Raw genomic sequence first — 26,994 nt, forward strand, 5'->3', positions numbered from 1 at the left:
AATTCCATCTAGCCAAAAACAGGCATAAACAATTTTGGTTATGCAATAAATAAAATAAAGCTGACCCAGATCAAATAAAGGAAATAAGTAAAATTGGCGTCATTGTCGCCACAGAAGAACATGTTTATTTATCGTTATTTTTATTTAATTGAAAGATAAGGTTATGAACAAATGAACGTATCGCAGCATAACGTAGTGAGCAAACCGCCTCACGAAAACATGCCGTTATCGTGAGGCGCAGCTTAACCGAAACGACCGGTAATATAGTCTTCGGTACGGCGTTCGGCCGGAGCGGTAAACAGCGCGTCGGTTTCGTTATATTCAATCAGCCGGCCATGATGAATAAACGCCGTATAATCGGACACCCGCGCCGCCTGCTGCATGTTGTGCGTCACCAGTACCAGCGTGAAGCGGCGTTTCAGCGCGCCGATCAGCTCTTCGATCACCAGCGTCGAGATCGGATCGAGCGCCGAGGTGGGTTCATCCAGCAACAGCACCTCCGGTTCGATGGCGATGGCGCGGGCGATCACCAGCCGCTGCTGCTGGCCGCTGGAGAGCGTCAGCGCATTGTCGCCAAGCCGGTCTTTCACCTCATGCCACAAGGCCGCGGCCCGCAGCGCATTTTCCACCGCTTCATCCAGCGTACGCCGCTCTTTCACGCCCTGCAGGCGCAGGCCGTAAATCACGTTTTCATAGATGGATTTGGGGAATGGATTGGGGCGCTGGAATACCATGCCGACCCGGCGGCGCAGCGTCGACACATCCACCGCCGGATCGTTGATGGGCATGCCCTGCAGGCGGATATCGCCTTCAATGCGGCACGTATCCATCAGGTCGTTCATACGGTTAAAGCAACGCAATAGGGTGGATTTACCGCACCCGGACGGCCCAATCAACGCGGTCACGCGGTGTTTCGGAATACGCAGGGAGATATCGCTCAGCGCCTGCTTGTCGCCGTAATACAGATTCAGCCCGTCCACCGACAAAGCCGTTTGATCATCCGTCAACCGGTGGACGTCCATCACGGGGAGTCGTTCCAGCTGTTTAGGCATGCCCATCACTATTTCTCCCACCACGGTTCTCCCGCCACTCAGAGTGACATCGCTCGGTATTTTTCACGCAGCACATGGCGAATGCCGATCGCTGCCAGATTCAACGCCACCACAATCAGCACCAGCAACAGCGCGGTGGTGTACACCAGCGGACGGGCGGCTTCCACATCCGGGCTCTGAAACGCCAGATCATAAATCTGGAATCCCAGGTGCATGAATTTTCGCTCCAGATGCAGGTAGGGAAAGATATCATCCACCGGCAGCGCCGGCACCGACTTCACCACGCCCACCAACATCAGCGGCGCGGTTTCCCCCGCCGCTCGCGCCACCGCCAGAATCAGCCCGGTCATCATCGCCGGCACCGCCATCGGCAACACCACGCGCCACAGGGTTTCCGCCCGGGTCGCCCCCAGCGCCAGCGAGCCATGACGCACCGACACCGGAATACGCGACAACCCCTCTTCGGTGGACACAATCACCACCGGCAGCGTCAGCAGCGCCAGCGTGAGCGACGCCCACAGCAGCCCCGGCGTGCCGAACGTCGGATTGGGCAGCGACTCGGCGTAAAACAGGCTATCCAGCGTACCGCCTACCAGATAAACAAAAAATCCCAGCCCGAACACGCCGTAAACGATCGACGGCACCCCGGCCAGATTCGCCACGGCAATCCGCACCCAGCGCGTCAGGCTGTTGTTGTCGGCGTACTCGTGCAGATAGACCGCCGCCACCACCCCCAGCGGCATCACGATAACCGACATCAAGATAACCAGCAGCACGGTGCCGAAAATTGCCGGAAACAGCTGGCCGGGGCTGCTGTCGTCCGGCTCGAACCGGGTCAGCATAGTGCCCAGCACCTGCAGCGTCTGCTGCGCTTTTTCAGGGATTGTCATCGCATTCGGGTACCAGGCCCGGTCGATCATCCTGACCGGAATGGTATGCCGCTGTCCTTGCGCATCCCGCAGCAGAACGGCGCTACGGTTGATGTCGGCATTGAACGCTATCAGTTGCTGGTTAAGCGCATTGAAATGACGCTCCAGCTCGGTGCGTTCCGCTTTGAGGCGCGCCTGCGCCTGATCGCCCAAGCGGTTTTCCCGGCGCAGTTTCTCTTCCTGCAGCCGCAGCGCGTCGAACTGCTGATTAACCCGGTTCATCTCCCCCAGGCGCAGGGTCTGGGCGCGCGCCATCAATTGCCGCACCTGCAAAATGCGTTGTTGCAGCGTCGACGACAGATTGTCGGATACCAGCGGCTGTCCGTCCTCGGTCATGCCGTCAAGATAGCCATAGGCCATACCGTTGGTGGTGCGGCGCACCGCCAGCACGTCGGCGGGCTGGCGGGCATCCGTCACCGACGTGGACAGCACCGTCTGAAAGCTCTGGCCGTAAAACTCCCGCCACCCGGTCTTGAGCAGATAGCGGGTAGCGCCTTCGGCGGGCGCATTCTCGACGCCGGCATCCATCAGTTGTTGCCGGGTCAGACGCTGCGCGTCGTAGCGTTCGCCGATCAGTTGCTGCGCACTGCCCTGCGAATCCTGCAGGCTAAACAACCACACCGGCTGCGGCCACAGATAGCGCGCGCTCTGCCCGATCAGCAGCACAAATACCGCGATCATGGCAATCAGGCTGAAGGTAATGGCGGATGCCGTCAGCCATACCCAGGGCGTTCCGGTGCCGAACCAGCGCTTCATGACAATTCTCCTTCATCGCGATAGCGGCGACGCAGACGCTGGCGAATCACCTCCGCCAGCGAATTGACCACAAAGGTAAACACAAACAGCACCAGCGCGGCCAAAAACAGCACCCGATAATGCGCGCTGGACATCGCCGCTTCCGGCATCTCGATGGCGATATTGGCCGCCAGCGATCGTAACCCCTGAAACAGGCTGTTGTTCATAACCGGCGTGTTGCCGGTCGCCATCAGCACAATCATGGTTTCGCCCACCGCACGGCCGAAGCTAAGCATCAGCGCGGCAAAAATACCGGAACTGGCCGACGGCAGCACCACCCGCCACAGCGTTTGCCACGCCGTCGCCCCCAGCGCCAGCGACCCCTGACTCAGCCGCGCCGGCACGCTGAACAGCGCATCCTCCGCCAGCGAAAAAATCAGCGGGATCAGCGCAAACCCCAGCGCCACCCCGGCCACCAGCGTATTACGCTGGCTGAAATGATCGCCCATCCACTGCCAGAGCGGCTGCCCCAGCAGGCGCATTTCCAGCCACGGCCCCAGCCAGCAGGCCAGCGCCAACATCAACAACATCGCCGGTATCAGCAGTAATGCATCCCAGCCCGTCGACACGCCGCGTCGCCAGCGCCCGGGCAATTGCTCCAGCAACCAACCGCATCCCAGCACGGCCAGCACCCACAGCGGCGGCAGCAGCAGAATGGCGGCCAGATAGGCGGCCATGTGCGGCGCCAGCCAGAGCGCGGCAATCAACCCGATCACCACCGTCGGCAACGCGCCCATGATTTCCATCGCGGGTTTAACCCAGCGCCGCAGCGCCGGCGCCATGAAGCAGGCGGTGTAAATCGCGGCGGCCAGCGCCAGCGGCGCGGCGAACAGCATGGCGTAGAGGGCGGCTTTGAAGGTGCCGGTCAACAACGGGACCAGACTGAATTTGGCCTGATAACTGTCGTCGGCGGCGGTCGGCTGCCAGACATAATCAGGTTCGGGATAGTTTTCATACCAGAGTTTCTGCCATAGCCCGCGCCAGCCGATATCCGGGTAGGCGTTGTCCAACTGATAGGGTTGCCAGCCCGCGTCCGTTTCCACCAGCAGCGCCCGCCCGCGGGGAGAAAACGCCGCCAGCCTGGCCTGCGGCGTCAGCAAGGCGCTCATCAGCTCGCCGGATTGTTTGCTGGCGAACAGCGAGAAATGCCCCTGTGGGTCGAGGGTGGCGAAAACGCGGCGACGCGGTTCGATCACCAGTTGCAACTGCCGTCCTACCGTGGGGAAAGTACGAATCTCACTCAGACGCGGCCCTTGCGCCGCCGGGGTATCGAACCACTGGCTGACCCGCCCATCGGCGGACTTCACCAGCAACGAATGGCCGCCCGCCAGCAGTGATAACGACAAAGGCGCCGTTCCCGGCAACGTCACCGTTTCGCGAGCGGTAAGCGCTTGCTCACCGTGTTGCCATACCGTCAGACGATTGTCGTTCAGGGTATAGAGCTGTTGCCCGTCCGGCGTCAGCAGCAGTTGCTCTGCCGGTTCGGTCAGCCTGGCCTGCCCGACGGACTGTGCGCCGGCGGCCGTCAGCGAATAGAGCTGCAACAGGTTATCGCCGCCAATCATCGCCACCCGCAGCACATCGCCTGACTCGGCGACCGCCAGTTGCCGCAGCGGCGGCAGCGCGCCGGCCAGCAGAAGCGGGCGCTCACCCAGCGGATATCGCCACTGCGGCGCGCCAGCGCCGGACAGCGGCATTTCCGGACGCACCATGCTCAGCGCGCCGTCAGCCTGCCCCATGACCAGTAGCGGGCGCTCACCGACGCTCATCGCCGCCAGCGCTACCGACGGCGCTAATGGCACGCGCGCTACGGACTGACCGCGTTCAAGCGCGATGAATTCGCCGTAACCGGCCGTATCCACCCGGAAAGCCCAACGGCCGTTGTCGTTGATGCCGAGCGCCAGCGCCGGCTCGCGGGTATCGACCGCCACCGGCGCCAGCGGCCGAATCGACGCAGAGGAAAACAGCGGGATCACCACATACAGCAGATAGAAAAAAATCAGCAGCAGCGCCAGCAACACCAGCCACCCGCTCCCCACCACAATCCGGCGCGTCAACCGGTCGATAAACGCCCGCTGTCTGTCCCGGTAAGGTAAATTGCCTGTGTCTGCCATGCGTCGCCGTTGTTCCTGCCGTGTCGTGAACCTGTCCGTCCTCTTGCGTAAATGAAGAGGAAGTTAAATTCCCCGTCACCGACGGGGTAACATATGTTGCCTTTACGCCTGTAATATGACAATGGTAAGTCGATACGCGCATTCGCTTTTATCGTCATTTGCGCGCCATAATGAACGTGGATATTAGCTACACTTAAGTCAAAATAGTGTAACGGAGCGACAATGAGTCAGGACAAACTCTACATAGAAAAAGAGTTGAGTTGGTTATCCTTTAATGAGCGTGTGTTGCAGGAAGCGGCGGACAAAACCAATCCGTTAATCGAACGGATGCGGTTTCTCGGCATCTATTCCAACAATCTGGACGAGTTCTACAAAGTTCGCTTTGCCGACCTGAAGCGCCGCATCCTGATCAACGAAGAACAAGGCTCCGCCGGCGAACTGCGCCATTTGCTCGGCAAAATTCAGACCCGGGTACTGAAAACCGACCAACTGTTCGACAATCTGTACAACGAACTGCTGCTGGAAATGGCCCGCAACCAGATCTTTCTGGTGAACGAGCGTCAGGTTTCCCCCAACCAGCAAATCTGGTTGCGCGAGTACTTCCGGCAAAATCTGCGCCCGCATATCACGCCGATTCTGATTCTGCCGGAAACCAATCTGGTGGAATTTCTGAAAGACGATTACACCTATCTGGCGGTGGAAATCATCCGGGGCGAGAAGACCGATTACGCGCTGCTGGAAATCCCGTCCGACAAAGTGCCGCGTTTCGTCGACCTGCCGCCGGAAGCGCCGCACCGCCGCAAGACTATGATTCTAATCGACAATATTCTTCGCTATTGTCTGGACGATATTTTCCGCGGCTTTTTCGATTTCGACGCGCTCAATGCCTACTCGATGAAAATGACCCGCGACGCCGAATACGATCTGGTCACCGAAATGGAGTCGAGCCTGCTGGAACTGATGTCCTCCAGCCTGAAGCAGCGTCTGACCGCCAAGCCGGTGCGCTTCGTCTATCAGCGCGATATGCCGGACGCGATGGTGGAGTGCCTGCTGAACAAGCTGGATATCTCCTCCTACGACTCGGTGATCCCCGGCGGCCGCTATCACAATTTCAAAGACTTCATCGGTTTCCCGAATATCGGCCGCGCCAATCTGGTCAACAAGCCGCTGCCGCGCTTGCGCCATAGCTGGTTCAGCCAATTCCGCAACGGGTTTGACGCCATCCGTCACCGCGACGTGCTGCTTTACTATCCGTACCATACTTTCGAGCATGTGCTGGAACTGCTGCGTCAGGCCTCTTTCGACCCGAGCGTGTTATCGATCAGGATCAATATCTACCGCGTAGCGAAAGATTCCCGCATCATCAACTCGATGATCCACGCCGCCCACAACGGCAAAAAGGTCACGGTGGTGGTGGAACTGCAGGCGCGCTTTGACGAAGAAGCCAACATTCACTGGGCCAAACGGCTGACGGAAGCGGGCGTTCACGTTATCTTCTCGGTGCCGGGGTTGAAGATTCACGCCAAACTGTTCCTGATTTCCCGCAAGGAAGGGGACAACATCGTGCGCTATGCCCACATCGGCACCGGCAACTTCAATGAGAAAACCGCGCGCCTGTACACCGATTACTCGCTGCTCACCGCCGACGAACGCATCACCAACGAAGTGCGCCGGGTGTTCAACTTCATTGAAAACCCGTACCGGCCGGTCAGCTTCGACCATCTGCTGGTGTCGCCGCAAAATTCCCGCGCACGTCTCTATCAGATGATCGATCAGGAAATCGCTAACGCACAATCGGGTCAGGAAGCGAAAATCACCCTAAAAATCAACAATCTGGTGGATAAAGGACTGGTGGACCGTCTGTACGCCGCTTCCAGCGCCGGGGTAAAAATCAACCTGCTGGTTCGCGGCATGTGTTCGCTGATTCCAGAACTCCCCGGGATCAGCGATAATATTCGTGTCATCAGTATTCTGGACCGCTATCTGGAGCACGATCGCGTCTATGTGTTCCACAATGGCGGCGACCACAAGGTCTTCCTGTCGTCCGCCGACTGGATGACACGCAATATTGATTACCGTATCGAAGTCGCGGTGGAAGTGCTTGATCACAGGCTTAAGGGCCGGGTGCTGGACATTCTGGATATTTTGTTCAGCGATACGGTAAAAACCCGTGTGGTAGACAAGGAACAGAGCAATCGCTACGTCACCCGCGGCAACCGGCGCAAGATACGCGCCCAGAATGCCATCTATGACTATATCAAGGCGCTTGAGCAACCCGGAGAACAGGCCTGACCCAATGCCTTTAACGAATCACAATACCGAACAACCCCAGGAATTCGCGGCTATCGACCTGGGGTCCAACAGTTTCCACATGGTGGTCGCCCGCGTCGTCAATGGCGCACTGCAGGTACTCAGTCGCCTGAAACAACGCGTGCATCTGGCCGACGGGCTGGACAGCCAGAACCGGCTGAGCGAGGAGTCCATCCAGCGCGGGCTGAGCTGTCTGGCGCTGTTTGCCGAGCGACTGCAGGGTTTTCCCGCTACTAACGTGTCGATTGTTGGTACTCATGCCCTGCGGCAGGCGGTCAACGCGCAGGATTTTCTGCGCCGCGCCGCTAAGATTATTCCCTACCCGATCGAGATCATCTCCGGCCATGAAGAAGCCCGTCTGATCTTCATGGGGGTGGAACACACCCAGCCGGAAAAAGGCCGCAAGCTGGTGATCGACATCGGCGGCGGTTCTACCGAACTGGTGATCGGCGAGGACTTTGAGCCCATGCTGGTGGAAAGCCGCCGCATGGGTTGCGTCAGCTTCGCCCAGCAGTTTTTCCCCAACGGCGAAATCAGCGAGGCCAACTTCCGGCGCGCCCGGCTGGCGGCGGCCCAGAAGCTGGAAACCCTGGCGTGGGAATACCGTATTTACGGCTGGGACTATGCATTGGGCGCTTCCGGCACCATCAAAGCCACGTGTGAAATTCTGGTGGCGATGGGGGAAAAAGACGGGCTGATCACCCCGGAACGGCTGGAAATGCTGCGCGAGCGCATCCTGCAATTCAAAAACTTCCGTGCGGTTAGCCTGCCCGGTCTGACCGAAGATCGTCAGAGCGTGCTGGTGCCGGGCTTCGCCATCCTGTGCGGCGTGTTTGACGCGCTCGCGATCAAGGAGCTCCGCCTATCGGACGGCGCTTTGCGCGAGGGGGTGCTGTACGAAATGGAAGGCCGCTTCCGCCATCAGGATATCCGTATCCGTACCGCACAGAGTCTGGCCAGCCACTACAATATCGACCGGGAGCAGGCTAAACGCGTGCGGGAAACCGCTGAACAGCTTTATGCCCAATGGGCGCAGCAGAACCCGTCGCTGGTGCATCCGCAACTGGAAGCGTTGCTGAAATGGTCGGCCATGCTGCATGAGGTAGGGCTGGGCATCAACCATAGCGGTATGCATCGCCATTCGGCCTATATTCTGCAAAACACCAACCTGCCGGGCTTCAATCAGGAGCAGCAGCAGTTGCTGGCCCTGACGGTGCGGCTGCATCGCAAGGCCGTCAAGCTGGAAGAGTTGCCGCGTTTCAACCTGTTCAAAAAGAAGCAGTACCTGCCGATGGTGCAACTGTTGCGCCTCGCCACCCTGCTGAACAACCAGCGTCAGGCGACCACCACGCCGAAAACGCTACGTCTTATCGCCAGCGAAACGGCGTGGACGCTGATCTTCCCGCACGGGTTCTTCAACCAGAACATGCTGGTACAGCTTGATCTGGAACGAGAACAGCAATACTGGGAAGACGTTAGCGGCTGGAAATTGCACATCGAAGAAGAACTGGTCTGATTGTTTTCCAGGCCGGCAGCGCCTCCGGGTTTGCTGTCCGGCCTGTTATTACGGTGCATTTGCTTTTTTCCGTGACACCATTCACAGAATCATCATCAACAGCACGTCTGGCTACCCCACTCCACGCTTTTTGCCCCACTCACATTGACCATCCCGCAGGCTTGTGCCTAAATAAAATACAGCGAATGTCCGCGATAACAGGAAATAGAGCATCCATGTCCACCATTATCCACAAACGGCGCATAGCCCTGCGTCAGCGACGACGATCCGGTACGCGCATAGCCCGTACTGTACTAATGATTAGTTTTATTATTCTGCTTGGTCGTTTTGCCTATTCCGCCATCGGCGCTTTTCTCCATCACCAGAACACACAGCAACCACGTGTCGAACAGTCTGTTGCACCTGCTGTCGCTTCGACGACCGTGACTCCCCAACGCGAATAGCATCTTGTTGATGCTGTTGATGTCGTGACAAATGCCGAAAGCTATTGCATCCTGTGCCGTAGTCGGATGACGTTATGCTTTTTTAGGCCCCCGCGCGTTCCACCCGTCATTTCATGCCATACTCAGAATGCGTTTCCATGCTGCATATGTTTTATGCTGGCAATAGGTTTCACACAGACATAGGCTTCACAAAAATAATAGGGTCCCATACTGACAATAGAGGTGCGTCATGGCCAGTGGCTGGTCTAATGACGGTGCAGTGCAGGAGCAAATCGACGCGACGGTGGATGATGCCATCGCCCGCGCCCGTAGCCTGCTGCATCAGGGCGACAGCGCAGAGTATTGCGAGGAATGCGGCGAAGCCATCCCGCAGGCACGCCGTCTGGCGCTACCGGGTGTTCGCTTCTGCGTGCAGTGTCAGGAAAAGCTGGATAAGAAACAGGCCGTCAACAGCGGTTATAACCGACGCGGCAGCAAAGACAGCCAGTTACGCTGAAAGACGAGGCCGCTAATGCCAGCGTGACACCGGGCCTCGCCGGCCGGTTTACCTCACCACTAACACCGATGTCTGGGCATGGCGGACGATCGCCGCGGCGTTCGACCCCAGCAGATAGGTCTTCACATTCGGGCGACGCGAACCAATCACAATCAGATCGGCTTCAATTTCCTGAGCCAGTTCCAACACTTCATCGCGCGGAATACCGAAACTGATACTGTGAGACAGCTTGTCCGCCGGCAAATCGATGGTTTTCATCAAGGTATGCAGCTTCTCATCCGCTTTGATCACCGCCTCATTCTCAAACTCCTTGATGCCAAACGAGTACGCCGACATGAACGCCGAAGCGTCAGGCAGTGCATGAAACAGGTGGACGGTAGCGCCGGACTGCCTGGCCAGAGCCACGGCATGTGACAACGCCTTTTGGGTCAACGCTTCTTCGTCAATATCCACGGGTACTAAAATGGTCTTGTACATCATGCCCCCTTGAGTTAGCCACCGCTGTATTGAAAGCGTAGCCCCGTTTGCGGTCGCACGACGTCGTTTTTGAGGTATTTGTGAAGCGGCGCCGGATTTGCGCCGTAATATTACCAATACAATACAAACGGTTATCCTGTGGACCTTGCCCTCACCCGGCGTCGGGAGTAGTCTTGGCCCACTCAGACCATTACCCACAGATTTCGGGCATGACAACACTTGATGAGCTGTTTTCCCGGCTGTCACGCTCCCGCTTCCGCCAGCGTTTTCATCTGGGCGCCAAAGAGCGCGACTATTGCTTCAGCAAAGGCAAGACGCTGATTGCGTCTCACGCCGCCGATTTTATCGCTCAACGGCTGGCGCCGGCGGAGCCCGCCAACGACGGCAAACAAACCCCGATGCGTGGCCATCCGGTATTTATCGCTCAGCACGCCACCGCAACCTGCTGCCGGGGCTGTCTGGAGAAATGGCATCACATCGAACAGCACCGCCCACTGAACGATGATGAACAGCGCTATATCGTCGAGGTGATTCTGCGTTGGCTTGAAAACGATCTGCTCAGTTCACCTTAAGCAGCGCACGCATCAGGCCGGGGCCTGCCACGCGCGCAGGATAACCTCGGTGTCTTCCACCCGCAGCGTATTGCCGGGAATGATGAAATCGCGCCAGACATCATTATGCTGGGCAATCAATTGTGCCGCGCTAACCGCCCGACGGTCCGCCGTGGTATGGGCATCGCCCGCTACCGTCTGGGCGTAGCCGCGGCTGGCGGCATTTTTGATGGTGGCATCGACGCAATAGTCGGTAGCGCAACCACATACGGTGAAATGCCGAACATCAAGACGGTTCAACGTGTCTGCCAACTCAGTGCGATAAAACGCATCACAGGCGGTTTTGGTGACGGATATCGCGTTCGCGGGACGATGCAGCGAGGGCAACAACTGCCATGCTTCGCTGCCGGGCGGCATATCTGCGTCCGCATGCTGAATGAAAACGGTCTGATCCGCCGCGTCAATCAACCGATTGATACGCTCAACCACGATATCCTGCTGATAACGCGGCGTGGCGAACACCCCGTTCTGCATATCAACAACGATTAACACCTGCATGTTTTTCTCCAGAACCCATAGCGCAAGGCACTATCATACCGCGTCACCGGGCAGGCTATAACGACATGAGCGGAAATTTGGAAGCAGACTCGAAGACTGGAACATCGGCGCAAACGAAAACGGGCCAGCATAATGCTGACCCGTTAAGAATTTTGGCGGAGGAGTAGAGATTCGAACTCTAGAACGCTTTCGCGTCGCCGGTTTTCAAGACCGGAACCGCATACTTTTATTTTCATGCACTTACGTTATTTTGTTGGTATATATTATAAAATCACACATATAAATATCAGATAGTTAACTAAAAACAAAAGGTGAAATACCAACATGGAGGTTGCGTAAAAATGAAAATAATCGACTATAAAGGGGCGACGATCTGCGTGCTCGAAGAGGGTGAAATGCTGGACGGTTGCCCCATGCTTTCGTATGCAATTTTCAGCGATTTCGGCGGGTGGCTGGCAGTCAAAATCTGGCCGGGTATCGCTATCCCGCTGCATACTGATCCGCTGCCAACTATAGAAGACGCGTTAGATGAAGTGATTGACGTGGTAGATCGTAAAAAATAAATACTATCGTCAATATTTGAAAGTTAATAATTACCACAATAATTATTTTATAATTTAATTAATTTATTCTTGAATTCCCGTATTTAAGACATGGTTTGCAGATGAATATCTTGATAAATTCTGGAACTAACTAAAAGTGCAGGTTACCCAATCAGTAGAATTAGTAGATAATCACGCGCCTTTTCTTTGGATTGGAGCTGATGGCTTGGCCTGTATAGTAACGATGTTGTGTGATAGTCGGCAAAGACTGACATCATAGATTTTATCGGGGAATATTCGCTAACATTTTCATAGCGATAACAAACGCCTTAAAAACTGTTAAGGTTTAATTACATTTCGAAACTAAAGTTATTTCCCGATTGACCGATTTATGAGCAAACTATATACAGCAACTGAGCTTACTCCCAAAGAAGATACGTCACTGATCGGTGCACCGATAGACACGCTCTGTTCACATAATAGACAACTCCTATTGAAAGGCGCGTTGATCGGGACTATATAAGGAGTATGATTAGTGACCCCCATTGAGGCTAAAAACCTAACAAAAGTTTTGTTTGACGGTTTTTATACAAGAATTCTTCATATTGTTTCGCGTGCGTTATCACAGACAAAGATGTTTTCTTTTGATATCAGCTACTTGCAGGGAGAGAACCCCAGCTACAAAGAGCGAGCTAGCTTATTATCCGAAGTGCATGATGATATGAAAAAGATAGCAGGAGCGCTGAATTTTGAGTATCAGGCTGAAACCATAGGGGAATATGTTTCACTCATGCACAAAATGGCTAATGCGATTGAGGTCGGCGATGAGGCGGCCTTGCAGGCCGCCATTGCTGAACTCGACAAAAAGCCATTTATTTGCCCATAAGCCACATACAGGAGAACATTCCATGACTGATTTTGAAATCAAAAGGCTCATAGAGAGTATTGATTCGAAACTGAAAAAAGCTGAAGAGTTAACTGATGCAATTGATGCGCGCCTGACCGCTAACAAACAGAAAGCCGCATAATAGATGCGTGATTATTTCAGAAACCCGGCCCGTCAGCCGGGTTTTTTATTGCCCGTACCTCCTGCACTTTTTCGTTGCTCCTGCGGTATTGCCCGGCGTAATGCCGGGCTTTCTGCAATCATCCATCATCCCAGCTTGTACCATGTCCACCCAGGTGCAACGCTGTACGTCAGCGCTATAGTGTCCATCGGGTGTAGGATTACTGTTCCACCCGTCATACCTTGTGCAGCGCCGTTTCTGCTGATCGCACTGACGTTACCAGCCCAGACGATCACGACGACATCGCGCCCGGTTATGTTTGTCACTGTCGCCCCAGATGCAGGCACTGCCGGTGTGGTAATACCCAACTGGTCGCTCTGGAATTTAATTCCCGCGCCATTAGCCGGGTCCAATAAGCCGGAGGTTTGCGATACATTGGGGTTGATGATCAGGAAGCGATTCGTTGCCCCAACGGGGGCCTGGGCCAAGTACTGAGTCCATAGACTAAACTGGCACCCGATAAATGTGTGGCCGCCAGAATTGACGGATCCGTTGTACAGCGCGATGTTGATGTTTTCGAAATCGCAACCGATGAAATTATTTGCAAAGGACACACCATTCAGGAATGACACCCCGTAGCTCGCATTACCGAAGCTGCAGGCTATGTACGACGTAAACCCGGCTTGCTCAACAACCAGCGCGCGGCCTACGTTAGTACCGGCACCGTCGGCATAGCAGTTGGCTCGCACGTTAATCAGTGAACACTGAACGCCGTAAGCCAGGCGCAGGGCCACAACATCATTGCCACCGGTTCCGCTGTTAAGAAAGGCCAAATCCTGCAGGCGCGCGACGTTCAGCGGATCCGCGTAGCTGGTGTTACCAATCTGACACAAGGTTCCTGCGTGCGACGAGCGGACGCTCATCCCCTCCCAAACCAAATCAAACCAATCAGCTGAGGACTGGATAATTAGCTGAGTAACTCCCGCGGCAGCATTTGGGAATCGCAACTCAGTGCGGCCTACGCCGGCACCGTAAATTTTGATGCCTGTAGCATCCATATTCAGCGTGACAGGGCTGTTGAAGTTGTACATGCGGGGAAGGAACTTGATCGGCCTGCCGCTAGCAAGCGAAGCAGTGAGCACACGCTGAATAGCGTTGTCATACGTTGTCTCGCCAGCCAGCAGATAATCGTCAATAACAAGGTCTGCGTGCCCGTTAATCGTCGATACTCTGTCGTTAATCGTCGATACACTGCTAATCAACCCCTCGATGTCGGACTGGACCGTTCCGCCGGAACTTCCGACCATCCCAGCACCAGTTGGCGCCGCCAGATCACTGCGCAATGCGGCGTCACCAACCGATACCAAGCTGATAACATCGGTGCCCCATGATGTAGCGTTAGTGCCGGTTGTCGTAAATGGTAGATCAGCGTTAGCCGCCACCCGCCAGTATTCTCCATCATGTCGAATCAACTGGCTGCGCGACGTTAAAGAAAACGGACCGTTCGAATAATCCCCTACATACTGATACCCGGATTGAGTTAAAAATGTCTCAAAATCAGAGTCGAACGCGGCCATTTGTTCCGCGTGATCGGCTTCGATTCCGTGCCACGTTTTACGCTGCACGCCAAGCCTGTCCGGTGCCACGCGGTTTGCTGGATCATTAACAAAGATATCCAGGGTTTGGGCGTTATCGTATAAATCCTTTGCGGCAGCGGAACCAAGGGCATTCCCGGTATTGTACGTAGTCATTTCTCTGGCCTCTGAAAATAAAAAAGCCCGCAAGGCGGGCTCAATTTTAATTGTTTGTGATGGATTAGTTAGACATTGCCGGGATACGCTGCACTATCGTAGTCGTAGAAGGTGGCACGATATTCGCTGGCGGTGATCTGGCACGTTCCATCGGTCTGGGGGCTTATATCTGAGATAATCGCGTCATATCCAACACGTGCGGAGTCGCAAAAAATTAGCCTGGGTGGTTCTATTGCAGAGTCTCCCATAACAATTGATTCGAATGTCGGCAGGTACGGGACGGATAGCGCGTATTCGTTTATGCGGGTGGCGACCATGAGTCCCGACGCCGTTCCGTCTTGGTAACGAATGAGTGCTCGTGGATTTTCATACGACCAGTTCAGCGGTTCGCTGGTTGTGACCGTGGTTACGCCACCGGCAGTGCTCATGCTGGTGACCAGACAGGACACGGTTTCATTGCCCGGTATGTCGTCGGTAAAAATGATCCGATCACCGACGTTATAACAAAGCGCATCCAGCTCAGTTGTTGCCGTGAACGTCAGGCGCTGCTGCCGGTATTTCATCAGGCGCCGCATACCGATGCGGTACGCGTGATCTTTGTCCAGCACGCCATCGAGCGTGTAACTCTCTATTTTCAGCGGCGTCGGATTGTCTGGCGTTCGACACTGCACGGTTTCCTCAGCCCACGTTGAGCCGTTAATGTATGTGACGTCAACACCATCGTAATCATCATCTGACGGCGCCGAAAATGCGGTCTGTAGATGATCAGTGGTTTCCTGTGGGCTGATTATCCCGGTCCATGTTTTAACGCCCTCGCGCCCGACAGACGCCAGACCATCAGACAGCAGGAAATACGATTTACCCGCGGCGGTGATCTTGTTGAGCATATCAAGTACTGATACAGAGCTAGAACCACTGCTATTTGAGCTGGCGGAATCAGTCGAGTAATCAAAAAAATCACCGCCCGGCGTCCATAGCGTAGACTCAAGTTCAGCTATCGTATCCGTGTCCATGCCAAGCCCGACAGAATTGCCGACATGCAATAGAGCGCCAGATATCGTCCGAGCTGCGCCAACCTCATAGTTACGGGTCACAACGACATTAACCCGGCGGTCAGACTGCGCCGCCAGCTTGCCCCCCGTCTCTACTGTCACCCCCATGCACGTTACGCCGGCATATGATGCCGGGCGACCCGACAACCGACTGCGTAGTGCCTGCCAGTACATGCTATCGCGGGCGTTATTTTCTCCCTGCTCATTAGTTCGGCGACTGCGGACCTCTACGAGCCCAGGGCTGGAGAGGTTGATGCGCTCGGTGTACCCCATGCCATTTATGTTTTGAGCCGTGTATGTGCCGGTTTTGTTTGACCACCCGGCCTCTGAACCGTAGATGCGATACTGTATCTCCCACGACACGCTGCGCGGCTGCTTGTCGCCGCTGCCGCCGAAACCACAAATGCCGTTCGGGAATGAAAAATTCACCTCAATGGCATCAGTGGTTTCGTTCTCCGGGCAGGCCAAGAACGGCCCCATCCAGCGGTTTGAGTCATTGATGCCGCTGGCAGAAAAATCTAGCACAGTGCGCGATGAATAACCCGCCCAGGTGCCATCAATAACGCCGCCAATTACCCGATCGACAGTGATTGTGTTGCCATCAACCGCATTGATTTTGTACTCACTACCGGCATGTGAGATCGCTAGCCTGGCATCACCAACAGGGATCCCGGTAAACGCTGCGCCGGTTGCGCTGTCATAAGCCAGCGTAACACTGGCGGTAACACCGGTGGATTGCGGTGTATACGATGCGATGAACAGGTCATAATCAACACCGTTGTATGTCAGCGTGACGGCCATGCCGACGGCCGGGACTATCTCTGAGAGCGCATTGCTGGTTATCCTGCTGTATGCCCCTGAGTTAGTGACGGAAACGGTCGCCGGTATTACTATTTCAACGATCGCTCCGACAACAAATGAATCTGGTAAATCATATGTTACTACGCCTGTTGAGGCGTCTGTCGTTGTGCTCAGGCCATTAAATGTGATGTCAAACCCGGCTACAGTCGCAGAACTGGCGACGATATCATCAGATGTTGGCGATGTTTGAGCCATGTCCAGACCTGAACCGGTTGATGTTCCACCGACCTCGGTCGAGTTCCACCAATTTTCGCTTCTATGATCACCTAATACATCAGCGCCGGGCGCATATTTTGTGTGGCTAAATCCATCGCCGAGGGAGCCAATCGGAGTGGCGCCAACGCGAATGTCTCCGTCATCAAACGCAAACGTACCGATCCCAAGACAGAGGAACATCTCTGTAACCATCACGGTGGGATCATCTGGTTTAAACCTGGATACCGGCTGGCAGACGTAGTCTGGATAAATTCGATAACGCCCAAACACCTCACGGATTGGGTCGCCAAGCTTGGCGGAATTGGCTTTTGCCGGGTTAAGATCCAGTGAATCACCGGATCCGACTGATGAGTAATTAAGGCTCCCGACGCCAGGCGCAAAAAATAGCGCATAAGCAACCGCGGCGGCAGCAAGGGCGACAGCTATCCATCCGACGACGCCCAATTCTACCCCGTAAGCAATGGGGTAGATGCGCACATCGCTATCCGGTGATATTTGGCAATCAAACCAGGCTGACGGCGGGATATTTTTTCCATCCACATCGATGCTGATTGGATGAGTCATGTCCGACCGAAATTCACGCACGTTTGATTGTAGCCACCCCTGCACCGTCGTAGCTTTATGCTCGTGCACCTCCAGTGGTTCGCCGGGCAGTCGAGAGGGGTAAATCCTGATGGTCATCGCCAGAACTCCAGTTTTACAAATCGACGCCTAAATCTGCCAAGCGGCAGGAACGTGACGTTAGTTTTGGGGTTGCACTCGGCTACATGTAGCCGGCTGTTAATTTCCACGACAATTCCCACGTGCGTTACTGTTGAGCCTGAATAACAGGCTACTCCAGCGCCGGCGCATGGCTCGCAGCGCTCCAGCGATAGCATCAGGTTTCTGGCCTCGCGGTCGAGTCCGTCACCGTCCTTTGTAACACCGGCAAAGTCGGGCCATTCTGGCAACCCAAGATCTCGACGTATCTCATTTACAATGCCAAAACAATCAAGATAGGGGTAAGCGCGTCCGCCCTTCTGCCAGGAGACAGAACGGTATTTGTCAGGGTTAAACATGTGGTCTCCTTAACTCATGTATCTGAGCCCGGGGTAATAAGGCAGGGTGTAGCGGTGGCGCGGCCACGACGTGTCGAGGATGTTCATGTAACCGGCCTTTATCTGCACTTCTAACGCCGTCCAGTATCCCGACTTGATAGTCAGGGTATAGGGCGTAGAGGCTGGCGCCGCGAGGTCAGTAGACACGTAATTACGGTATGTGAGAGTGGCCCCGCTGAGATTATTCAGCGCATTCCTGATCGCAGTTGATACCACGCCGTTTATGTTGCCGATGGCAAACTGTAAATCCTGCGTTCCGTCGCTATTACGCGCCGGCAGAGCGATATCGATAGCGCATGCTGTGAACGTGACGACATCATTAGCCTCGGTTGTGGCCGTGACATCCTCATACCCTTTGCACAGGTAATGTACATCATCGCCTATATTTATCTGCAGGGTTTCAATAATTACCTCATCACCGGATGAGGCATACAATCTATTGAGTACCGTCATGATTCGGGCCACTCCCTGTTAATTGCCATATCGATAATGCTGCTGTTGATGATGTAGTCGGGGAACTCCCCCCATCCCGGCGGCAATATAGGCCGCTCCCACAATTCAAGCGTGGCGGTAAGTTGCCACCGACCAAACCCGATCAGCGTTGGCCCATCATAAATATCGGTAAACCGGCAAACATACGACTCAACCCCCAGTGGCGTCCGAAGGTTCATGTTAAACCAGTCTGCACCGTCGGCGATTGCATCCCTATACCAGGATTCGAAAAGTTCGGCCTGTATATCAGAGAAAATCCACGTTACCCCGGCCTGAGTTGGTGTTGACGTATAAAGTCGCCGCTGGCGCGATCGACCGGATGTTAATTGCGTCCTGATCATTGGGCTGACATGGTTAAATACGTGCCCGGTGCGTTGTGGCATCGGCAGATAATCACCCGGATAGTTAACGCTGGTAGTGATTGCCATTAGCCCATTCTCCGCTTGGTTCCCCAGCCGTTGCTTAACGCCTTTGACACCTGCCCCCGGCCGGTCGCCAGGTGCTGGGTCACCATTTGATACCCCTGCATGGCACCCTGCTTGACAGCGTCCTGCATCATCGCTAGCGTGCGGGCGTCAGGATCGCCGTTAACGTTGATTACCGGGCTGTAAGCGAACGTGTGTCCACCGTTGCCACCCTGCATATCCTTGTTACTGATAACAGAGCCATTATCGCCGGGGATCATGTACTGTTTTCCATCGCTTGCTTTGTATATCTCAGGAAGCCCACTCTCACCGACCTGGTAAAGCCCTCCGGCACTAACAGGGCCGCCGTTTTTGCGCTTGCCCAGTAGATTGGCACCCACCACCCCAGCAACTGCACCAAGACCAATGGCGGCGGCGGTACCCATTGACGCAACGGATGACAGGATCGCCGCCGGAGTCCATGCAGCGGCGGTAGTTCCAGCGGCGGCCGTACTTACCGCAGTCTGCGTGCCAATTGCTGCCGTCTGCGCGGCGGTAACAGTCCCAATTGCTGCCGTCTGCGCAGTTTGGCCCATAATCGCAGACTTGACCCACTCCATCCCCATTTGCACAAACGTATTCACGAGACTATTCAGGATCGTGTTCCCGATTGACCGTAGGGCTTCGCTGGCAGATGTGCTACCAGTAATAATGCCAGTGAGTGCGCTAGACGCGGAGCTGCTTAGTGAATCCATTGACTCACCCAGCAGCCTATTTGTGGTGTCTTGCTGCTCCCAGATCTGCCAGGCTGCCGCGATGCGCTGCTGCTCATATTGCGTGTCATACGAGTTTTTCAACGCCAGTGCCTGTTGATGCTGCAACACACCCTGCTGCTCAAACTGCTGGATAAGCGCTAATTGCTGAGCGTGCTGGTTTGCCAGTTGCTGTACAGGGTCAACCTGCCCCAATGCCTCCTGGGCTGGCGTGACCACTTGCTGGGAGCGGATTTTTGCCAGTTTTGCCTGATGCTCCTGCTCCAGCCGCTCAGCAGTAGTATCAAACTGCTGCTGAGATATTTTTTTGCTGTTCAGCGCGATCTGCAGGTCTTTCAGATCATCCTGATAACTCTTGTTCTCCGCTGCCTCAGGCAGCATTTTCTGTGCGGCGGCTTCCGCACGAATGGCGTTAGCCACATCCCACCGTTTACCAGCAAGCTCGCCGGCAAGTTTTGTCTGTTCGTCGGTAGCACCATTACCCAAAGACTGCTGGGCGCGCAGCACGGCCTGTTCACGAGTCAGTTCGCGGGTGGACTCAGCTGTCATCTCCGTTTGTTCGCGCAGGTTCTCCAGCTTCAATGCAATGCTTTGCTGTTGGTTGGCCGCTTTATTCGCCTCAGATTCAGCCTCTCTCTGAGATTTTTCCCGATCAGATTCAGCCTCTTTCAGGTCGTACAGCTTAGCAGCGTACTCCCCGGCTTCGCGGATCTGATTGGCGTTGCCACCCTTAGACTTCGCCTCATCCTGAGCCTCGGTAACGGCGCGCTGACGCTTATCGACAATGCTCATCAACTTGGCCTGCTGCTGCATGCCTTCGATTTGCTTTTGCGCGTCAGGGTTGACCTGCACTTTCAGTGATGTGGCATTAAAGCGATCCTTTGCCTTTGCCGCTACATCAATCATCTGACCCAGATGACTCATCATGCCGGCGGCTACGCCCGCTTCCTGAGCGTTGCGTTTAAGTAGGTCAATGCCTTGTGCGAATCTGCCGTTAGCCTGAGCCTCGATGATGCCCAATTTACTGGCAGTCTGACTGCGCCTGTTCTCTGCTGCGTCCAGATCTCCGGTGGCGATGGTGATTTGACGTCGGATTTCAGCCAATCGGACACCGTACCCGCCCTCATTGCCGAACGCCTGCGCCAGCCCGGCATATTTTGATTCCTCCATTCGCAACTCAGAGAGCCGGGAACGGAGATCGGATATCACACCAGCCTGATCAATCAACGACTGCTGCCCTTTTGCAATTGACGCAGCCAGCTGCGTGGAGTTCATTTCACGCATTTTTGCGATGACGCCATCCAACTTGTCGGCAAAGTCGATGCTCTCTTGCTTGGCCTGCTGCGCCTTCTGGTAAAAGTAGAAAATGGCGGCTGCGGCGATCATGGCGGCTCCGGAAGGTCCGCCGACAAGGCCGAGCGCCCCACGCAATACACCCATCGACAGGCTGGCGGCCTTGGTTGCGACGGTGGACGCCTCTTGTGATGCCGCATATTTTCCATTCGCGGCGGCAGCCACACTGGCGGCATCAGCAGCAGCCAAGCGAGCAGACGATACCTGCGCTTCTGCCTGCGCTATCGCCGTGGCTCTGGCCTGTGATGCGGCTGATTCAGTGGTCGCCAATTGCGCGGTCAGCGCGGTAGATGCGCGTTGCAGCTCAGCCATGCGCGTCGCCGTGGCAATGCGACCCTGTTCACTGATCTGCGCCTTGAGTCGCTGGGTTTCCAGCGCTTTTTCCGCCTCGATTTGAGCCAGATTCGTCCTGATGCTGGCCGCCTTGGAGTCAGCCAGTGCAACCTCAGCCACGCCGGCGGCGTTCGTCTCACGAATGACGTTTAGCCGCGCCTGCGCCAGGTTCAGGTCAGACAGGGCCGTATCTTTGTTGGCTTGAGCAAGGCGAAGTTGTGCTGCGGCGTCCAGCTCTGCCGCTGCTGCAGATTGCGCCGCGGCTTTGGAACTGGCGATGCTGGCCGCCGTGGCTTTTACCTGCCCAGCCGCCGCCATCGTCAGCGCGCCAACAAAGCGCCCACCCATCACCAGCGCGACCGCCGTTAGCGCGCCACTCATCGCGTCCATGTTTTCGCTGGCGGATATTACCGCGCTGTTGAATACAGACAGACCGGCCTGAACGGATGTGCTTTCGCCGAAAAACTTGGTGATGTTGTTTTTTGCCACTTGCAATGACTGGGCGGTGGTGGCGATGGTTTTAGCGAATTCGTCGCCGATTTTTGAACCCTGAGACAGCAGCCCTTTCACCACCACATCGGTGGTCAATTTGCCCTGTGCAGCCATGTTGCGGAGTTGCCCAATACCGACGCCGAGCGAATCCGCCAGCGCCACCATAAGCCGATTTCCCTGCTCGTTGACGGAGTTAAATTCCTCGCCGCGCAGTGTTCCGGATGCCAACCCCTGCGATAGCTGGATGATTGCGTTTTCCGCCTCCTGCGTGGTAGCACCGGAAACGATGAACCCCTGATTGATGATGGTGGTCAGGCGGGCCAAATCGCCAGCGCTGGTGCCATATTGCCGGGTTGCGCGTTCAAGGCGGGCATACAGTGACGCGGTAGCATCAAGGCTTGAGCGCGTGGATTGTGTGATCGAAAATACACGCTGGGTAACATCTACCAGTTGTTCGTGTGGGCGCACAGAGTTAGCAAGTTTGTTGCTGACCGTCGTCCATGCGTTCGCGTATTCGGAAACCTGCTGCACGGATAATGCCGCTGTCATTGCAACAACCACACGCGACAGACTGGACATGGCTTTTTCGGTAGATTCTACGTTACGAGTGGTGCGATCAAATCCCTTACCCAGAGAATCAAGAGCAGAATTCGTCTTTTGCTGGGACGATAATAACTGAGCGGTTTCTAACTCGATATCGTAATAAATCTCGCCAGCTTTAGTCGGCATTTACTTTTCTCCGGGCATAAAAAAACCCCGCAAGCGGGGTTTGTAATTGATATCAACTTACGTTATAGGCAGTATTTATCCCAAGCATTTTGAAAGTCACTACTTCCATCATCTATATATGAAACACCGACAGCATATAAGTAACGAACATTGCCAGTGTATGCGCCAAAGCTATTTTTAGCATTAACCAAACCACAAATAGAACCATCTCGACTAACTCTCTCACCAGAAAATGTCGCTGACGATGAATCTTTTAGTTGAAGCCTTGCTGAAGAGCGCGCATTAAATAACAACTTAACTTTCTCTTCTTCTTTTTTGTTGTTATATGCTTTATCTTTTTCTTGTAAATCTTCATATTTTTTATATGCTAAATATCTATCACCAAAAATTGGTTTCATTGAGTTAATCCAGTATAGATACCCAAAATTAGTGAAAGATGATGATATAAAAAAACCAATAGCACAAAAACGAAAAACCGCAAGCACCTCAGATTTTGACAATTGACGATTAAACTCGGCCTTCTGTTTTATCCACTCAAAAAAATACGCCAGCAATAAAAATGTTGGAATAATGAAAAACAACGAAATCCATTCTCTCAATGCAAAATAACAAGTGGCAATCAAAACAAAAAAACTAAGCCACACTAATATTTTATTCATCCCTATCCCCATCAGTTAAAGAAACTAATGTTAACACCGGTTGACGCCCCGATCACTATCCGCTACATTCTGTGTCACGAGGCGTCGAAACCTCAACAAACACGGCCAGAACCAACCCCGTTAGTGTTGGATTTTTTATGCCTGTTATTTAGTGGGCGCAATGCGCGACCACATCCCGATCAGAGTCGGGAGGGCGACTAATACAACACCCGAAAGGGGAATAAGTCCGCAGCTTTGTTTGTGCTGTTTCGAACCTCCCGGCACCACTCCGACAGTGGCAATTCGAAAAAAACAAACAGAGGTCGTCATGACTACATTCATAGTAGAAACCCTGCCAGCCATCAGCCACAACTCAATACCGGTTATCACCACTGAACTGCTGGCGCAGCTTTACGGCACTGAACCCATCCGCATTAGGAACAATCACAGTCGAAACAGAGATCGCTTTGATGAAGGTAAGCACTACTTCAAAATCACGGGGAAGGATCTCGAAAATTTGAGAGTATCTTTAAGAGACTCTCAAAATAAAATCCATTCAAATGTTCGATTCCTCATTCTCTGGACAGAACGCGGCGCAGCACGTCACGCAAAGATGCTGGAAACGGATCAGGCGTGGGACGTGTTCGAGAAATTGGAAGACTGCTACTTTAACCAGCGAGAACGCCGCCCGGAGAAAACCACAACACTGGAGCGCACACCATTGCGTGACGCTGTTAACCTGCTGGTTGGGAAAACCGGGATGATCTATTCAGATGCCTATTCACTCATTCACCAGCGTTTTAATGTCGAGCGCATCGAAGACCTGACACAAACACAGATGCTACAGGCGATTGAGTATATTCACTGCCTGATAATAGATAATCGCCCGGTATCCTCCCCGCTGTTTAGTGGCCGCGTACTCCTGACGTTTAAAGAGGGTCGGATGGAAATGGCCCAGACTGCTCGTGACGACGAGCAATTAATCAGCGCAACAACGATGGTTGAGCTACTCCAGAAACGCGGCTTTGTCATCATGACAAAAGATGAGTTAACAACGCGAATTGCCGGTATTTTGGGTTGACACGGTGGCGCAGGGACGCGCCACGACATCGCAGCCATCTTGTCACAGTGTCAGCTCATCAAATAGTGGCGGACAACTCAGGGCGCGCACCCGTTCTTCTTCCGCACGTAAGAGCGGTATCTCTCTTTTTCGGTCACTCATAAGGCGGCTACCAATAGTGCCTTTCAGTTTAGAGCGCGTCTCTTTGATAGCCAATTGATGCATGGCCTCTTCACCCATCACATGGCGACGCTGGAGTTGGCCCGCCATCCAGTTGAAGGCGGTGATGTAGCTTTCCTTGATGGCAGTAGCGGCCTTGCCGGTGAAACCCATGACCAGCATCATCCAACCGTCTTTGGTGATGTTGTACATCAGGCGCATCTCGCCCTTTTTGTCTAAATATTCGACCGCCTCAAAATTGAGTTGGTTAAAATCATTAGAACAATCAATAGATAAGCGTTTTACTGCGCGAATGACGTTATCGTGACGTTTTCCGAAATACTCCGCGACCCTTAACGAGGTGGTGACAATTCGACCGTCTGCCACCATGACCATTTCACGGAAGTCAAAGGCGGGAATTACAGCGTGATTATTCATAGCGTTTGCCTATAGAAAGCAGAGCCTGTCACACAGAGTAGCCGCCTCCCAGAAGGTCGCCACCAACGGCAACTCTCAGGCTCGGCTTTCTGTAGGCTCTGGGATTATAACGTGCGCGTGTGAAGCGCGTGGATAAAAAAAGCCCCATCGGCTGACGGGGCTAAGTTAGTGGGTTGATGGATTTCAAATCAGTTGACGGAGTTCAGTGGGTACTTTCTTTCGCAATTCTCGCCGCCTTGCGCCGCAGGTAGTTATCGGCCACTGCGTCGTATTCCTCCCGTGTGAACCCTTTTTGGTCTGGATATTTGGCAGCCAGCAGCATGATAAATTCGGTCATCGTCAGGCTCTCAGCTTCCTGCCGACTCATGCCAAAGTGCGAGCGCGCCGCGTTGATGTACTCGATAGCGTGGAATTCGGTTGTACGCTCGGCAGACTCGTGACGCTGCAAACGCCGCACCCTAGCCTTTCCGATAATACCGTGAGTGATCAGCGACTGCGCCACCAGCACCAGATCGGAAACAGGCATCGATCCGGGGCGCCAGATAACGCCGCCTTTTCTGGTTTTTCTCGGCACCAGCTCCCCGGTCAGGGCCGAGCAATCGGTATCGCAGCACGCCGCCAGCACCGTTATCGCCGCCAGCACCGCCCGCTTGCTGAACGCGGGCCGGGATACGTGAGTTATCAGCCACGCCGGCACTACGCCGTAAGCCTCCACAGCTCGCTCGATGAGCGGGCGCGCCTCGTCGTTATGCAGGTCATAGAATGCCTGGACAATCTCCGCCGGCTCGCCAATATTCGTCATGGCAGCAAATGACGGGCGAAACAGATAATCGCGCTGGCGTGTCGAGATAACGCATTCACCGATCGCCTTGAGTGGTGTCATGATTTTCCCTGAGCAATGAGCATTATCAAGGCCGCCGGCCGGCAGCCTTTGTAATGCCCGTTAACTGACGGTAACCGTGTGGGTGGCCACAAAGTTGCCGTCGTCGGTGTTGATGACAATCTGCGCCGTACCGGTCGCCACGCGGCTAACCGTGACCGTCGTTCCGGATGCCATCGCCGTGGCCCTTGTGGGGTCAGTTGATGCGACAGTAAACGTTTTGTTGGTCGCGCCGGCCGGCGCCACGGTAACAGTGAACGTGCTCGTTCCGCCGGCAGCCCCGGTGCTAGTGGTCGGCGAGATTGTGACGCCGGTTACCGCCACCGTGTCGGTTTCGTTAACTTCTATCGTGCTCGCGTCGCCAACCTTGAACTCGGTTGAGAACGTCACAATATCGTTCGTACCGCCGTCAGAACTCAGCGCTGTGATGTTCATGTAACCAACAAACTCGACCGGGCCATAGTCCATGCGAACCCAGATACCAGGCTGTCTCTTAGCGGCTAACTCCGTCGAAAAATACTTGATGTACTTGCCGATACCGTACTGATCAAGCCGGTCTTTCTTGCGCACTTCCCCCTCAAAGGAGATCGTGAAGTCGCTGTTAGTGATGATGGTTTCAACAAAACCAGCGCCATCGTCGGCATCACTTGTTACCGTGTTCGGGTTGAAGTCAAAGCCTTTACTGGTACCAGCTGCCAGCGCTTTCCAGTCGGCCTCAGCCGGTTTCGTGTCCGGGCAACCATCACTTACCTCCAAAACAACAGCCCCACCAAACAGGCGTTCATTTGAGTTTTGGCAATTAGACATTATTTAGCCCTCTTTTGGCATAAAAAAGGCCGCCAATCGGCAGCCTGTTTAGGTCGGTGGGCTTATCGCCCGTGGTTTTCATGGAAACCTAATTCTTTTTGCTTCTTTAGCCTTGCGGCATAAGCAAGCTCTGGAGTTTCGTGGTATCCAAGATGGTATCTGACGCCATTGGCTCTTATTGCCGCCTGCCACAGATCTTTATCCTTTCTGTACCAGACTCCAATGTAGCCAGATGTGTTATTTTCAGGCCGACTCTTGTTCCTTTCATTTTCGAGCATGGGTACGTTTCGCAGGTTCAATATCCTGTTATCCGTTTTAACCCCATTAATATGATCGATTTCTGCAGAGGGCCACTCGCCATAGAATAATGCCCATATGACTCTATGAGAAAGATACGATCTTTCCTGAATTTTTAAGCGAAGATAGCCACGGTTACTTACCGCTCCCGCTGACTTCCCACAGAATTCTCGCATGAAATTCACATAACCAGCCTTGCTCTTGAACGTCTCTGCTGATCGTTCTTTCCATACCAATTCGCCAGTATTTGGGTCATAGCTGAAAAGCTCACGGATACGGGAAATAGGCAGGTCATCACGACCCTTATTCGCTTTCATATAAACCTCACAGTAGGTTTCACAGATGAAGGTGCGCGGCAACAGAGTCTGTGTT

General features: G+C 54.4%; 23 protein-coding genes. 7 read left to right on the plus strand and 16 right to left on the minus strand.

What is annotated here, in order from left to right; all coding sequences use genetic code 11:
• Nucleotides 1-242: 242 nt before the first annotated feature.
• From pstB to CVE23_RS15580, 3 genes are read right to left on the minus strand one after another with little or no spacing between them, the layout of a single operon-like run.
• Nucleotides 243-1,058, minus strand: coding sequence for a phosphate ABC transporter ATP-binding protein PstB (gene pstB, locus CVE23_RS15570; protein ID WP_038919780.1), 816 nt, complete (start codon nucleotides 1,056-1,058; stop codon nucleotides 243-245).
• 32 nt (nucleotides 1,059-1,090) lie between these two features.
• Complete coding sequence (gene pstA, locus CVE23_RS15575) at nucleotides 1,091-2,737, minus strand: phosphate ABC transporter permease PstA (protein WP_049854910.1); 1,647 nt, start codon at nucleotides 2,735-2,737, stop codon at nucleotides 1,091-1,093.
• Nucleotides 2,734-4,890 carry an ABC transporter permease subunit gene (locus CVE23_RS15580; RefSeq protein ID WP_100849872.1) on the minus strand — a complete coding sequence of 719 codons (2,157 nt, stop codon included), beginning with the start codon at nucleotides 4,888-4,890 and terminating at the stop codon, nucleotides 2,734-2,736. Before CVE23_RS15580 ends, pstA begins: the two co-directional genes overlap by 4 nt.
• 222 nt (nucleotides 4,891-5,112) lie before the next feature.
• Here CVE23_RS15580 and ppk1 point away from each other — a divergent pair, with 222 nt between their 5' ends.
• The 3 genes from ppk1 to CVE23_RS15600 all read left to right on the plus strand — a co-directional run bounded on the left by ppk1 (nucleotide 5,113) and on the right by CVE23_RS15600 (nucleotide 9,655).
• Nucleotides 5,113-7,182 (plus strand): polyphosphate kinase 1, encoded by a 2,070-nt coding sequence (ppk1, locus tag CVE23_RS15585; RefSeq protein ID WP_038919783.1) that lies wholly within the window; start codon nucleotides 5,113-5,115, stop codon nucleotides 7,180-7,182.
• 4 nt (nucleotides 7,183-7,186) lie between these two features.
• Nucleotides 7,187-8,716 carry an exopolyphosphatase gene (ppx, locus tag CVE23_RS15590; RefSeq protein ID WP_038919784.1) on the plus strand — a complete coding sequence of 510 codons (1,530 nt, stop codon included), beginning with the start codon at nucleotides 7,187-7,189 and terminating at the stop codon, nucleotides 8,714-8,716.
• A gap of 672 nt (nucleotides 8,717-9,388) precedes the next feature.
• A complete protein-coding gene (locus CVE23_RS15600; RefSeq protein ID WP_013318889.1) occupies nucleotides 9,389-9,655 on the plus strand; it encodes a DksA/TraR family C4-type zinc finger protein in 267 nt (88 codons plus the stop codon).
• 48 nt (nucleotides 9,656-9,703) lie between these two features.
• Here CVE23_RS15600 and CVE23_RS15605 read toward each other — a convergent pair whose 3' ends face one another.
• Nucleotides 9,704-10,132 carry a universal stress protein gene (locus CVE23_RS15605; RefSeq protein WP_038919785.1) on the minus strand — a complete coding sequence of 143 codons (429 nt, stop codon included), beginning with the start codon at nucleotides 10,130-10,132 and terminating at the stop codon, nucleotides 9,704-9,706.
• Nucleotides 10,133-10,341: 209 nt separating this feature from the next.
• On the opposite strand from CVE23_RS15605, the gene CVE23_RS15610 reads away from it, so the two are divergent.
• Entirely contained in the window at nucleotides 10,342-10,704 is a 363-nt protein-coding gene (locus CVE23_RS15610) for a DUF4186 domain-containing protein (RefSeq protein WP_038919786.1), read from the plus strand.
• A 12-nt stretch (nucleotides 10,705-10,716) separates the two neighbouring features.
• Here CVE23_RS15610 and CVE23_RS15615 read toward each other — a convergent pair whose 3' ends face one another.
• Nucleotides 10,717-11,241: an isochorismatase family protein gene (locus CVE23_RS15615; protein WP_038919787.1), complete on the minus strand. Its 525-nt coding sequence runs from the start codon at nucleotides 11,239-11,241 to the stop codon at nucleotides 10,717-10,719.
• Between the two features lie 341 nt (nucleotides 11,242-11,582).
• Between CVE23_RS15615 and CVE23_RS15620 the strand changes: the two genes are divergently transcribed.
• Nucleotides 11,583-11,804, plus strand: coding sequence for a hypothetical protein (locus tag CVE23_RS15620; RefSeq protein WP_100849873.1), 222 nt, complete (start codon nucleotides 11,583-11,585; stop codon nucleotides 11,802-11,804).
• Nucleotides 11,805-12,318: 514 nt separating this feature from the next.
• Nucleotides 12,319-12,669: a hypothetical protein gene (locus CVE23_RS15625; RefSeq protein WP_100849874.1), complete on the plus strand. Its 351-nt coding sequence runs from the start codon at nucleotides 12,319-12,321 to the stop codon at nucleotides 12,667-12,669.
• Nucleotides 12,670-12,936: 267 nt separating this feature from the next.
• On the opposite strand, the gene CVE23_RS15630 is transcribed toward CVE23_RS15625, so the two are convergent.
• From CVE23_RS15630 to CVE23_RS22785, 7 genes are all read right to left on the minus strand, one after another.
• Entirely contained in the window at nucleotides 12,937-14,541 is a 1,605-nt protein-coding gene (locus CVE23_RS15630) for a hypothetical protein (protein WP_188726086.1), read from the minus strand.
• Nucleotides 14,542-14,609: 68 nt separating this feature from the next.
• Nucleotides 14,610-17,351, minus strand: coding sequence for a host specificity factor TipJ family phage tail protein (locus CVE23_RS15635; protein WP_100849875.1), 2,742 nt, complete (start codon nucleotides 17,349-17,351; stop codon nucleotides 14,610-14,612).
• Nucleotides 17,348-17,728 carry a nitrite transporter gene (locus tag CVE23_RS15640; RefSeq protein WP_100849876.1) on the minus strand — a complete coding sequence of 127 codons (381 nt, stop codon included), beginning with the start codon at nucleotides 17,726-17,728 and terminating at the stop codon, nucleotides 17,348-17,350. Before CVE23_RS15640 ends, CVE23_RS15635 begins: the two co-directional genes overlap by 4 nt.
• Before the next feature lie 9 nt (nucleotides 17,729-17,737).
• Nucleotides 17,738-18,220, minus strand: a complete 483-nt coding sequence (locus CVE23_RS15645) for a DUF1833 family protein (protein WP_100849877.1) — start codon at nucleotides 18,218-18,220, stop codon at nucleotides 17,738-17,740.
• Entirely contained in the window at nucleotides 18,217-18,687 is a 471-nt protein-coding gene (locus CVE23_RS15650; RefSeq protein WP_100849878.1) for a hypothetical protein, read from the minus strand. Before CVE23_RS15650 ends, CVE23_RS15645 begins: the two co-directional genes overlap by 4 nt.
• A complete protein-coding gene (locus tag CVE23_RS15655) occupies nucleotides 18,687-22,343 on the minus strand; it encodes a tape measure protein (protein WP_100849879.1) in 3,657 nt (1,218 codons plus the stop codon). The genes CVE23_RS15650 and CVE23_RS15655 overlap by 1 nt, the downstream gene beginning before the upstream one ends.
• Nucleotides 22,344-22,405: 62 nt before the next feature.
• On the minus strand, nucleotides 22,406-23,002 hold the full coding sequence (locus tag CVE23_RS22785) for a hypothetical protein (protein WP_145958426.1): 597 nt from the start codon (nucleotides 23,000-23,002) through the stop codon (nucleotides 22,406-22,408).
• A 307-nt stretch (nucleotides 23,003-23,309) separates the two neighbouring features.
• On the opposite strand from CVE23_RS22785, the gene CVE23_RS23270 reads away from it, so the two are divergent.
• On the plus strand, nucleotides 23,310-24,062 hold the full coding sequence (locus tag CVE23_RS23270) for an ORF6N domain-containing protein (RefSeq protein ID WP_100849880.1): 753 nt from the start codon (nucleotides 23,310-23,312) through the stop codon (nucleotides 24,060-24,062).
• A gap of 42 nt (nucleotides 24,063-24,104) precedes the next feature.
• Here the strand turns inward: CVE23_RS23270 and CVE23_RS15665 are convergent, their stop codons facing one another.
• The 4 genes from CVE23_RS15665 to CVE23_RS15680 all read right to left on the minus strand — a co-directional run bounded on the left by CVE23_RS15665 (nucleotide 24,105) and on the right by CVE23_RS15680 (nucleotide 26,939).
• The gene (locus tag CVE23_RS15665; protein ID WP_100849881.1) at nucleotides 24,105-24,638 is read right to left on the minus strand and encodes a Rha family transcriptional regulator; all 534 of its coding nucleotides are present in this window, start codon (nucleotides 24,636-24,638) and stop codon (nucleotides 24,105-24,107) included.
• 202 nt (nucleotides 24,639-24,840) lie between these two features.
• Nucleotides 24,841-25,521, minus strand: coding sequence for a DUF6246 family protein (locus CVE23_RS15670; RefSeq protein ID WP_100849882.1), 681 nt, complete (start codon nucleotides 25,519-25,521; stop codon nucleotides 24,841-24,843).
• A 60-nt stretch (nucleotides 25,522-25,581) separates the two neighbouring features.
• Entirely contained in the window at nucleotides 25,582-26,325 is a 744-nt protein-coding gene (locus CVE23_RS15675) for an Ig-like domain-containing protein (RefSeq protein ID WP_100849883.1), read from the minus strand.
• 62 nt (nucleotides 26,326-26,387) lie between these two features.
• Complete coding sequence (locus tag CVE23_RS15680) at nucleotides 26,388-26,939, minus strand: HNH endonuclease (RefSeq protein WP_100849884.1); 552 nt, start codon at nucleotides 26,937-26,939, stop codon at nucleotides 26,388-26,390.
• Between the last annotated feature and the right edge of the window lie 55 nt (nucleotides 26,940-26,994).

The sequence above is a fragment of the Dickeya fangzhongdai genome (genome assembly GCF_002812485.1).
In the GTDB taxonomy this organism is placed as follows: Bacteria; Pseudomonadota; Gammaproteobacteria; order Enterobacterales; family Enterobacteriaceae; genus Dickeya; species Dickeya fangzhongdai.

What these genes read in the sequence shown, in the direction of transcription:
- CVE23_RS15580 (WP_100849872.1), bottom strand. Translation starts at nt 4,890, where the DNA reads ATGGCAGACACAGGCAATTTACCTTACCGGGACAGACAGCGGGCGTTT.
- CVE23_RS23270 (WP_100849880.1), top strand. Translation starts at nt 23,310, where the DNA reads ATGACTACATTCATAGTAGAAACCCTGCCAGCCATCAGCCACAACTCA.
- CVE23_RS15615 (WP_038919787.1), bottom strand. Translation starts at nt 11,241, where the DNA reads ATGCAGGTGTTAATCGTTGTTGATATGCAGAACGGGGTGTTCGCCACG.
- CVE23_RS15610 (WP_038919786.1), top strand. Translation starts at nt 10,342, where the DNA reads ATGACAACACTTGATGAGCTGTTTTCCCGGCTGTCACGCTCCCGCTTC.
- CVE23_RS15645 (WP_100849877.1), bottom strand. Translation starts at nt 18,220, where the DNA reads ATGACGGTACTCAATAGATTGTATGCCTCATCCGGTGATGAGGTAATT.
- CVE23_RS15670 (WP_100849882.1), bottom strand. Translation starts at nt 25,521, where the DNA reads ATGACACCACTCAAGGCGATCGGTGAATGCGTTATCTCGACACGCCAG.
- CVE23_RS15640 (WP_100849876.1), bottom strand. Translation starts at nt 17,728, where the DNA reads ATGTTTAACCCTGACAAATACCGTTCTGTCTCCTGGCAGAAGGGCGGA.
- ppk1 (WP_038919783.1), top strand. Translation starts at nt 5,113, where the DNA reads ATGAGTCAGGACAAACTCTACATAGAAAAAGAGTTGAGTTGGTTATCC.
- pstB (WP_038919780.1), bottom strand. Translation starts at nt 1,058, where the DNA reads ATGGGCATGCCTAAACAGCTGGAACGACTCCCCGTGATGGACGTCCAC.
- CVE23_RS15650 (WP_100849878.1), bottom strand. Translation starts at nt 18,687, where the DNA reads ATGGCAATCACTACCAGCGTTAACTATCCGGGTGATTATCTGCCGATG.
- CVE23_RS15600 (WP_013318889.1), top strand. Translation starts at nt 9,389, where the DNA reads ATGGCCAGTGGCTGGTCTAATGACGGTGCAGTGCAGGAGCAAATCGAC.
- CVE23_RS15620 (WP_100849873.1), top strand. Translation starts at nt 11,583, where the DNA reads ATGAAAATAATCGACTATAAAGGGGCGACGATCTGCGTGCTCGAAGAG.
- CVE23_RS15665 (WP_100849881.1), bottom strand. Translation starts at nt 24,638, where the DNA reads ATGAATAATCACGCTGTAATTCCCGCCTTTGACTTCCGTGAAATGGTC.
- CVE23_RS15655 (WP_100849879.1), bottom strand. Translation starts at nt 22,343, where the DNA reads ATGCCGACTAAAGCTGGCGAGATTTATTACGATATCGAGTTAGAAACC.
- CVE23_RS15635 (WP_100849875.1), bottom strand. Translation starts at nt 17,351, where the DNA reads ATGACCATCAGGATTTACCCCTCTCGACTGCCCGGCGAACCACTGGAG.
- CVE23_RS22785 (WP_145958426.1), bottom strand. Translation starts at nt 23,002, where the DNA reads ATGAATAAAATATTAGTGTGGCTTAGTTTTTTTGTTTTGATTGCCACT.
- pstA (WP_049854910.1), bottom strand. Translation starts at nt 2,737, where the DNA reads ATGAAGCGCTGGTTCGGCACCGGAACGCCCTGGGTATGGCTGACGGCA.
- CVE23_RS15605 (WP_038919785.1), bottom strand. Translation starts at nt 10,132, where the DNA reads ATGTACAAGACCATTTTAGTACCCGTGGATATTGACGAAGAAGCGTTG.
- CVE23_RS15680 (WP_100849884.1), bottom strand. Translation starts at nt 26,939, where the DNA reads ATGAAAGCGAATAAGGGTCGTGATGACCTGCCTATTTCCCGTATCCGT.
- CVE23_RS15630 (WP_188726086.1), bottom strand. Translation starts at nt 14,541, where the DNA reads ATGACTACGTACAATACCGGGAATGCCCTTGGTTCCGCTGCCGCAAAG.
- CVE23_RS15675 (WP_100849883.1), bottom strand. Translation starts at nt 26,325, where the DNA reads ATGTCTAATTGCCAAAACTCAAATGAACGCCTGTTTGGTGGGGCTGTT.
- ppx (WP_038919784.1), top strand. Translation starts at nt 7,187, where the DNA reads ATGCCTTTAACGAATCACAATACCGAACAACCCCAGGAATTCGCGGCT.